The following is a 9,634-nucleotide window of genomic DNA, read 5'->3' on the forward strand; positions in this document are numbered from 1 at the left end:
TGGCCTGCCCCCATCGCTGCCCCCGCCGAGCTCGAGACCTGGCCCAGGAAGACGAAGTCCTGCAGCCCCTCCAGGTCGGTCGTTCCTCACGCCGCCCGTGAGCACATCGGCACCCGTGCCGCCCGCCGGCGTGTCATCGCCCGCGTCGCCCGCGAGCGAATCATCACCGAGGCCGCCCAGGAGCGTATCGGCGCCGTCATTGCCGGACAGGAAATTGTCGGCATCGGAAGCGCCGCGGAACCGACCGCCCGGCAGTGTCGAACAGTCTCCGAAGGCAGCATCGCGCGGGGTCCGCTCGCGGCGAACCTGCTGACACGGGCTCGATGCAGACCGGTGCCACCGCGAGGCTGTCCCAGGCGGTGCATGTTCGACGACCGGACGGGTCGATCTGGGAAGCGGGGGACTGCGACCACCGCCAGGCGGATGCGACCGCCGCCTAGATTTCCCTACGCATGCAGCCCTGGCGCCTCGTGCCCCGTCCGCGCCACGTATTCGGTGTAACCGCCGCCGTATTCATGCACGCCCTCCGGCGTCAGCTCCACCACGCGGTTGGACAGGGCGGCGAGGAAATGCCGGTCGTGGGAGACGAAGAGCATGGTGCCCTCATACTGCGCCAGCGCGGCGATCAGCATTTCCTTGGTCGCCATGTCCAGGTGGTTGGTCGGCTCGTCCAGCACCAGGAAATTGGGCGGATCGTAGAGCATCTTCGCCATCACCAGCCGCGCCTTCTCGCCGCCCGAGAGCACGCGGCAAGGCTTCTCGACATCGTCGCCGGAAAAGCCGAAGCAGCCCGCGAGCGTGCGCAACGAACCCTGGCCGGCGCGCGGGAAGGCGGATTCCAGCGCCTCGAAGACGCTCTGCTCGCCATCCAGCAGATCCATCGCATGCTGGGCGAAATAGCCCATCCGCACGCTGCCGCCGAGCGCGACCGTGCCCTCATCCGGCGCGGTCGATCCAGCCACCAGCTTCAGCAGCGTGGACTTGCCGGCGCCATTGGTGCCCAGCACGCAGCATCGTTCACGGCGGCGCACCAGCAGGTCCAGCCCCTCATAGATCACGCGGCTGCCGTAGCGCTTATGCACGTTGCGCAGCTTCACCACATCCTCGCCCGAGCGTGGCGCGGGCAGGAATTCGAAGGCCACCGCCTGGCGGCGCCGCGGCGGCTCCACCCGCTCGATCTTGTCCAGCTTCTTCACCCGGCTCTGCACCTGCGCGGCGTGGGAGGCGCGGGCCTTGAAGCGTTCGATGAACTTGATCTCCTTCGCCAGCATCGCCTGCTGCCGCTCGAACTGCGCCTGCTGCTGGCGCTCGTTCAAGGCACGCTGCTGCTCGTAGAATTCGTAGTCGCCGGCGTAGCTGGTCAGCGTGCCGCCATCGATCTCGATGACCTTGTTGATGACGCGGTTCATGAATTCGCGGTCGTGCGAGGTCATCAGCAGCGCGCCGTCATAGCCGGCCAGGAACTGCTCCAGCCAGATCAGGCTTTCCAGGTCCAGGTGGTTGCTCGGCTCGTCCAGCAGCATGACATCGGGGCGCATCAGCAGGATGCGGGCCAGCGCCACGCGCATCTTCCAGCCACCCGAGAGCGCGCCGACATCGGCCTCCATCATCTCCTGGCTGAAACTCAACCCGGCCAGAACCTCCCGCGCCCGACCTTCCAGCGCATAGCCGCCGAGGGCTTCGAACTGGCCCTGCACCTCGCCGAAGCGCTCGATCAGCGCCTCCATCTCATCGGCCCGCGCGGGGTCCGCCAGGGCCGCCTCCAGCGCCTGCAGCTCCGCCGCCACGGTGCTGACGGCGCCGGCGCCGTCCATCACCTCCGCCACCGCGCTGCGCCCGGACATCTCGCCCACATCCTGGCTGAAGAAGCCGATGCTGACGCCACGATCGACGAAGACCTGGCCCTCATCCGGCGCCTCCCGCCCCATGATCATGCGGAACAGCGTGGTCTTGCCGGCGCCATTGGGGCCGACGAGCCCCACCTTCTCCCCCTTCAGGAGCCCGGCGGAAGCCTCGATGAACAGGATCTGCAGGCCGTTCTGCTTGCTGATGGAGTCGAGACGGATCATGGGGGCGGCGGGGCCTGGGATGGTTGCGGCGGGCTTATGGCACAGCCCGGCAGGCGCCGCGACGGCAGCGCGTGGAACCGTTCGCCAGCCGGGGAGTTTGGCTGCCGCAGCGAGGTGACGCATGGCAGACCCGAAGACCCATACCCTCAGCGACCTGCTGGATCAGCTTGAAAGCCTCGCCGAGGGCGAGTCCATCGCGGTGCAGGAGATCGTCGACAAGCTCGGGCACCAGTCCTTCGCGGGGCTGATGCTGATCTCCGCGCTCATCGCCGTCTCTCCCGCCAGCGCCATCCCGGGGCTGACGGCCACCGTGGCGGTCATCGTCTTCATCCTGGCGGCGCAGATGATCCTGGGGCGCGACAGCGTCTGGCTGCCGGGCTTCATCACCCGGCGGCACCTGTCCACCAGCAAGCTCTGCAAGGGCATCGCCTGGCTGCGCAAGCCGGTCCGCTTCGTGGAACGCTTCCTCGGCCAGCGGCTGACCTGGCTGCTGCACCGCCCCTGGCTGCTGCTGCCCCTGGTCCTGATCCTGGGGCTGACGCTGTTCATGCCGGTGATGGAGGTGATCCCCACCTCCGGCTCCATCGCCTCCGCCGTCATCGCGCTGTTCGCGGCCGGGGTGCTGGCGCGGGATGGTGCCGTGGTGCTGGGCTCCATGGCCCTGCTGGCCGCCCTGCCCCTGGCGATCTGGCACTTCGGCTTCAACGGCTGAGCCGCCGCCCCCCCCAAAGCTTGCCTGGCCGGCGGAAATGTTGCATTTTTATGACCGCCCGCGCGCAAGGCGGCGGGCGCAGGGTTGCGCTCGTGCGGCTCGGGGGGAACGGCAAGGTGGTGGCGCGGTTCGGGCCGCAAGGCCATGCGGCGGCTTGCCCCCGATCTGCGCGGCAGGCCGCTGCCGCGCTGAAAAGGAAACGCCCGATGCACAGCCGCCCGCTGCTCCCCCTCCTGCTCCTCGGCACCGGCGGTCTCGCCGCGCCCGTCGCGGCGCAGGGCAGCCTCAACCTCTATTGCTCGGTGCAGAACGAGTGGTGCCAGGCGGTGGCCACGAATTTCCAGCGCGACACCGGCATCCGGGTGAACATGACCCAGCGCGGCAGCGGCGAGACGCTCGCCGCGATCCGCGCCGAGGCGCAGAATCCGCGCGGCGATGTCTGGTTCGGCGGCACCGGCGACCCGCATCTGGCCGCCGGCGAGGAGAATCTGACCCAGGCCTATGAAAGCCCGAACAATGCCGGGCTGCACCCCTGGGCGCTGACCCAGTGGCGGCAATCCGAACGTCGCGCCATCGGCGTCTATGCCGGTGCGGTCGGTTTCGGCATCAACACGGAACTGCTGGCGCGCAAGGGCATCGCGCCGCCGGCCTGCTGGGCGGACCTGCTGGATGCGCGCTTCCGCGGCGAGATCCAGATCGCCAATCCGAATTCCTCCGGCACCGCCTATGTCGTCATCGCGACGCTGGTGCAGCTGATGGGCGAGGAGCCGGCCTTCGACTATCTGCGTCGGATGCATCCCAATGTGAATTCCTACACCCGCTCCGGCACCGCGCCGATCAAGGCCGTGGCGCGCGGCGAGACCGGCGTGTCCATCAGCTTCGTGCATGATGCGGTGACGGAGGCCAATGCGGGCTTCCCCGTGACCTATGCCACCCCCTGCGAAGGCACGGGCTATGAGATCGGCTCCATGTCCATCATCCGCGGCGCCCGCAACCTGACCCAGGCGCGCCGCTTCTACGACTGGGCGCTGACCGAGCCCGCCCAGCGCCTGGGCTTCGAGGCCGGCGGCCAGTTGCAGCAGCCTTCCAATGCCACCGCGCCGCTGCCGCCGAATGCGCCGGATCTCTCCCGCATTCGCCTGATCGAATACGACTTTGCGAAATACGGTCGCGCGGCCGAGCGCCGGCGGCTGATCCAGCGCTGGGACCGCGAGGTCGGCTCCGCGCCGCGCTGAACCCCCGCCCCTGCCGGCGCGGAGCCCCCCCCCCCGCGCCGGATCGATGCCCCCCCTGCAGGATTTCCCCCATGTCCTTCCGCCTGATCGTCGCGACCGCGGTCGTCGCCTGCGCCACGCTGCCGCTGCCGGCCGCGGCGCAGGGCAGCCTCAACATGCTTTGCGCGCCCGCCGCCGATTGGTGCGAGGCGATCGCCAGCGCCTTCCAGCGGGAGACCGGCGTGCGCGTCGCCATGGCGCGCAAATCGGCCGGCGAGATCCTGGCGCAGGTGCGGGCGGAGGCGCAGAACCCGCGCACCGATATCTGGTTCGGCGCCTCCGCCGAGACGCATATCTCGGCCGCCGAGGCCGGCCTGCTGCAGCCCTATACCTCGCCCAATATGGCGCAGCTGCATGACTGGGCCCAGCGCGTGCATGCCATGTCCGGCGAGCGCTGCGTCGGCGTCTCCTCCGGCGCCATCGGCCTGGCCTGGAACCGGGAGCTGATGACGCGGCGCAACCTGCCGCTGCCGACCAGCTGGGCCGATATGCTGAATCCCGCCTATCGCGGCGAGATCCAGATGCCGAACCCGAATTCCTCCGGCACAGCCTACACCATCATCGCGGGGCTTGTGCAGCTCTGGGACGAGGATCGCGCCTTCGCCTACCTGGCGCAGCTGCATGCCAATGTGAATGCCTATACCCGCTCTGGCGCCGCGCCGATGCAGGCGGTGTCGCGCGGCGAGACGGCGCTGGCGGTCAGCTTCAACATGGAGGTCACCTCCATGCAGCAGGCCGGCTTCCCGATCGACCTGGTCTTCCCGAGCGAGGGCACCAGCTACGAGGTGGCCTGCATGTCGATCATCCGCGGCGCCCGCAACCTGGCCCAGGCGCGGCGCTTCTACGACTGGTACCTGACCCCGGCGGCAATGGATATCGGCCCCAAGGCGAACCAGTTCCACACCCCGGCGCATCGCGGCGCGACGCCGGATGCGCGCATCGCCGATATCTCCCGCGTCCGGCTGATCGACTACGACTTTGCGGCCTACGGCCAGGCCGATACGCGCCGGCGCATCCTGCAGCGATGGGACCGTGAGATCGGCGCGCTGCCGCGCTGATCTGCCAGCCCGACTGAACAAGAGAGTATCTGCATGACTCATCGCCCCCTCGCGCTCGCCGCGGCCTTCCTCCTGCCCGCGCTGCCCGCGGCCGCGCAGGGGCAGCTCAACCTCTATTGCTCCGCCACGCTGGAATGGTGCCAGCCGATCGCGCGCGGCTTCGAGCGCGAGAGCGGCATCCGCGTGAACCTGACCCAGAAATCCACCGGCGAGATGCTGGCGCAGATCCGCAGCGAGGCACGCAATCCGCGCGGCGATGTCTGGTGGGGCGGCACCGGCGACCCGCATGTGGCGGCCGGCGAGGAGAACCTGACCCAGGCCCATGAAAGCCCGCGCATCGCGGAACTGCATGACTGGGCCCAGGCGCAGTGGCGCCAGACGCAAGGCCGCACGGTGGGCGTCTATGCCAGCGTGCTCGGCTTCGGATTCAACACGGAACTCATCACGCGCCGCAACCTGCCGGCGCCGCGCTGCTGGGCGGATCTGCTGAACCCCGCCTATCGCGGCGAGATCCAGATGGCGAACCCGAACAGCTCCGGCACCGCCTATATCATCATCGCGACGCTGGTGCAGATGATGGGCGAGGAGGCGGCCTTCGACTATCTCAAGCAACTGCACGGCAGCATCAACGCCTATCCGCGCTCCGGCACCGCGCCGATCACGGCGGTGGCGCGCGGGGAGACGGCGCTTTCGCTCTCCTTCGTGCACAACGCCGCCGAGGAGGCCGCCGCCGGCTTCCCCGTGGGCCATGCCGTGCCGTGTGAGGGCACGGGCTATGAGATCGGCTCCATGTCGATCCTCCGCGGTGCGCGCAACCTGCCGGCGGCGCAGCAATTCTATCACTGGGCGCTCTCCGCCCCGGCGCAGATCATCGCCTCCCAGGAAGCGAAGAAGCTGCAGACCATGGCGAACCGTGGCGTGCCGCTGACCGAGGGGGCGCCGAACATGGCGACCGCGCGGATCATCGACTACGACAATGCCCGCTTCGGCGCGAGCGCCGAGCGCCGCCGCCTGCTGGCGCGCTGGGACAGGGAGGTCGGCGCGCTGCCGCGCTGAAGCCAAGCCCATGTTCTTCGGCACCTCCTTCTTCTTCTGGCTGATCGCGGCGCTCGGCACGCTGGTCCTGCCCTGGCACATGCAGCAGGACGGGCTGACGCTCGCCGGGTTGTTCGCGCTCGGCCGGGGGGAGGCGGAGGCGGCCTCCGCCCTGTCCCAGGCCGCGCAATTCGGGCGCTTCTGGTTCTGGCCGGTGATCGCCGGCCTGCTGCTGGCACTGCCCGGCGCGCTGCCCACAGGTGAGCGGGCACGGCGCGCGCGCTTCCTGGTCTGGGGCGGCGGGCTGGGCCTGGCGGCGCTTGTGCTACAGGGGCTGGCCATCGGCATCCAGGGCTGGAACTGGCCCGTTCTGGCGCGGATTTTCGGGGAGCTGGAGGACCGGCAATTCGGCATCGGCCTTGGCGGCGCCATGGCCTTCCTGGGCTTCCTGGTGCTGCTGACGGACGGCCTCGCGCTGCGCGGCTATTTCAAGGGCGACCGCTTCGTATCCGGCGCGGTCGGCCTGCTGGTGGCCTCCATCATCGTCTTCACCGCCTGGCCGGTCGGCACGGTGCTGTCCGAGATGTTCACGCCGCGCGCCGATCTCACCGTGGGTGCCGCGATGGCGGAGCGGCTCTTCGACAGCAAGATCTGGGGCCTCGGTTGCGTCACCGGCCGGGTGAATTGCGGCGTCTTCTGGAACACGCTGCTGCTGGCCACCTCCACCGCCACAGCGGCCACCATCCTCGGCCTGTGCTTCGCGCTGATCGTCACGCGCAGCGGTTTCCGGGCGAAGAAGCTGCTGCGGCTGCTGACGGTGCTGCCGATCATCACGCCGCCCTTCGTCATCGGCCTCGGCCTGATCCTGATCTTCGGCCGCTCCGGCGTCTTCAACCAGATCGCGGAATCCGTCTTCGGGCTGGAGCTCGGCCGATGGATCTACGGCTTCAACGGCGTGATGCTGGCGCAGGTCTTCTCCTTCACGCCCATCGCCTTCCTGGTGCTGATCGGCGTGGTGGAGGGCGTCTCGCCCGCCATGGAGGAAGCCTCCCAGACGCTGCGCGCCAGCCAGATGCGCACCTTCCGCGCCGTGACCCTGCCGCTGATGCTGCCGGGCCTGGCGAATGCCTGGCTGGTGGTCTTCGTGGAAAGCCTGGCGGACTTCGGCAATCCCATCGTGCTCGGCGGGTCCTTCGGCGTGCTCTCCACCGAGATCTTCTTCGCGGTCGTCGGCGCGCAGCAGGATTTCGGTCGCGCCGCTGTGCTGGCCGCCATCATGCTGGTGGTGGCGCTGACCGCCTTCATCATCCAGCGCAGCGTGGTGGGCAAGCGCAGCTATGTCTCGATGACCGGCAAGGGCGATGTCGGCCTGCCGACGCGGCTGCCGCCGCCGGTGCGGCGCGTGGCCTTCGCCGTGGCGATCCCCTGGGCCATCCTGACCGTCATCGTCTATGTCATGGCGCTGGCCGGTGCCTTCGTGAAGGTCTGGGGCCGCGACTGGACGCCGACCTTCAGCCATTTCGAACGCGCCTTTGCGCTGGAATGGTCGCCGGCGGGCGCGCTGATCTTCTCGGGCGGCGCCTGGCATTCGCTCTTCACCACCATCCAGCTGGCCGCCATCGCCGCGCCGATCACTGCGGGGCTCGGCCTGCTCGCCTCCTGGGTGCTGACGCGGCAGCGTTTCGCGGGCCGCACGGCGCTGGAATTCGCGCTGATGCTGACCTTCGCCGTGCCCGGCACGGTGATCGGCGTGGCCTATATCCTGACCTACAACCTGCCGCCGCTGGAGATCACCGGCACGGCCGTGATCCTCGTCGCCTGCTTCGTCTTCCGCAACCTGCCGGTCGGCGTGCGCTCCGGCGTCGCGGCGATGAGCCAGCTCGACAAGTCGCTGGACGAGGCGGCGGTGACGCTGCGTGCCTCCACCTTCCGCACGCTGCGCACGGTGGTGCTGCCGCTGCTGAAGCCGGCCATCGTCACCGCGCTGGTCTATTCCTTCGTGCGCGCCATGACGACGGTCTCGGCCGTCATCTTCCTGGTCTCGGCGGAGTATGAGATGGCGACGGTCTTCATCATCAACCGCGTCATCAACGGCGATTATGGCCTGGCGATCGCCTATTGCGCCGCGCTGATCGTCCTGATGATGGCAGCGATCGGGCTGATCAACCTGCTGGTCGGGCGCCGCAACCTCGGCCGGCGCGCCGCCGCCCTTCCCACACCTGCTCCAGTCGGAGGCCGTGCGTGAGCATCCCCATCAAGACAACCGGCGCGGAAGTCCGCCTCACCGGCCTCGGCAAGCGCTACGGCCAGGTGCAGGCGGTGAAGCCGCTGGACCTGGTGATCGAGGGCGGCACGCTGGTGACGCTGCTCGGCCCCTCCGGCTGCGGCAAGACCACGCTGCTGCGCATGATCGCGGGGCTGGAACAGGCGACCGAGGGCAAGATCTTCATCGGCGGCCGCGACGTCACCTTGCTGTCCGCCGGTGAGCGTAATGTCTCCATGGTGTTCCAATCCTATGCGCTGTTCCCGCATATGTCGGTGCTGGAGAATGTCGCCTATGGCCTGATCTCCTCCGGCGAGCGCAAGCAGGCCGCGCATGCCAAGGCGGAAGCGGTGCTGGAGACGGTCGGCCTGAAGGGCTTTGGCGGCCGCCTGCCCTCCGAAATGTCGGGCGGCCAGCAGCAGCGCGTGGCGGTGGCGCGCGCGCTGGTGCTGGAGCCGGACGTGCTGCTGTTCGACGAGCCGCTGTCGAACCTCGACACCCGCCTGCGCCGCACGATGCGGGAGGAGATCCGCGCACTGCAGCAGCGGCTGGGGCTTACCGTCGTCTACGTGACGCATGACCAGTCGGAGGCGCTGGCCGTCTCCGACAAGATCGTGGTGATGCGCAATGCTGGCATCGCCCAGGCCGGCGCGCCGGAGGTGCTCTACGCCAGCCCCGATTCCGTCTTCGTCGCCACCTTCATGGGCGAGGCGAACCATGTGCGGGGCGTGATCGAGAGCGTCTCCGGTGAGCATTGCGTGCTGGCGCTGGACAGCGCACGCCTGACCCTGCCCGGCCGCGGCCTGCCTCCCGGGGCAGTGGATGCGGTCATTCGGCCGGAGGCGATTCGCATTGCGCCGCCGGATGCGCCGAACGGCCTGGATGCCACCGTGACCCGCGCCACCTATATGGGCTCGCACACTGAGTACTATTTCAGCACCGCCGTAGGCGAGCTTTTCGCCCAGGGTGCGGACCGCCTGCGCCGCCGCCAGCCGGGGGAAAAGGTGCGGCTGCTGCTGGAGGAGGAAGGCGTGGTGGTGGTGCGCCCCTGAAGCGGGGGCCCACAGCGCGCCGAGAAAACCTGCCGAAAAAGGAAGAGCCTCGCAGCCCGGGTCGGACCCGGACGGCGAGGCTCTTTTGCGTTGCGGACGGGCGCCGCATCCGGCGCCCGTCCCGTCGGATCAGAGCGCGAAGTCGCTGGCGCTCAGCGTCTTCAGCCCGGT

General features: G+C 69.1%; 8 protein-coding genes. 6 read left to right on the forward strand and 2 right to left on the reverse strand.

Going from position 1 to position 9,634, the window contains the following annotated elements:
* Positions 1-513: calcium-binding protein (locus ACTIF1_RS26295; RefSeq protein ID WP_439599442.1), on the reverse strand; the 513-nt coding region annotated here is incomplete at its 3' end.
* Positions 447-2,069, reverse strand: a complete 1,623-nt coding sequence (locus ACTIF1_RS26300; RefSeq protein WP_439599435.1) for an ABC-F family ATP-binding cassette domain-containing protein — start codon at positions 2,067-2,069, stop codon at positions 447-449. The genes ACTIF1_RS26300 and ACTIF1_RS26295, both read right to left, overlap by 67 nt.
* Positions 2,070-2,190: 121 nt before the next feature.
* Here ACTIF1_RS26300 and ACTIF1_RS26305 point away from each other — a divergent pair, with 121 nt between their 5' ends.
* The 6 genes from ACTIF1_RS26305 (at position 2,191) to ACTIF1_RS26330 (ending at position 9,463) form a co-directional block, all read left to right on the forward strand.
* Positions 2,191-2,781 (forward strand): exopolysaccharide biosynthesis protein, encoded by a 591-nt coding sequence (locus ACTIF1_RS26305; RefSeq protein ID WP_439599436.1) that lies wholly within the window; start codon positions 2,191-2,193, stop codon positions 2,779-2,781.
* Between the two features lie 206 nt (positions 2,782-2,987).
* Complete coding sequence (locus ACTIF1_RS26310) at positions 2,988-4,016, forward strand: ABC transporter substrate-binding protein (RefSeq protein WP_439599437.1); 1,029 nt, start codon at positions 2,988-2,990, stop codon at positions 4,014-4,016.
* Positions 4,017-4,087: 71 nt separating this feature from the next.
* Entirely contained in the window at positions 4,088-5,113 is a 1,026-nt protein-coding gene (locus tag ACTIF1_RS26315; protein ID WP_439599438.1) for an ABC transporter substrate-binding protein, read from the forward strand.
* Positions 5,114-5,146: 33 nt separating this feature from the next.
* Positions 5,147-6,169, forward strand: coding sequence for an ABC transporter substrate-binding protein (locus tag ACTIF1_RS26320; RefSeq protein ID WP_439599439.1), 1,023 nt, complete (start codon positions 5,147-5,149; stop codon positions 6,167-6,169).
* A 10-nt stretch (positions 6,170-6,179) separates the two neighbouring features.
* Positions 6,180-8,393, forward strand: a complete 2,214-nt coding sequence (locus ACTIF1_RS26325; RefSeq protein ID WP_439599440.1) for an ABC transporter permease — start codon at positions 6,180-6,182, stop codon at positions 8,391-8,393.
* On the forward strand, positions 8,390-9,463 hold the full coding sequence (locus tag ACTIF1_RS26330) for an ABC transporter ATP-binding protein (RefSeq protein ID WP_439599441.1): 1,074 nt from the start codon (positions 8,390-8,392) through the stop codon (positions 9,461-9,463). The genes ACTIF1_RS26325 and ACTIF1_RS26330 overlap by 4 nt, the downstream gene beginning before the upstream one ends.
* Positions 9,464-9,634: the final 171 nt, after the last annotated feature.

Origin of the sequence: Falsiroseomonas sp., assembly GCF_051860665.1 — a bacterium.
Taxonomy (GTDB): Bacteria; Pseudomonadota; Alphaproteobacteria; order Acetobacterales; family Acetobacteraceae; genus Falsiroseomonas.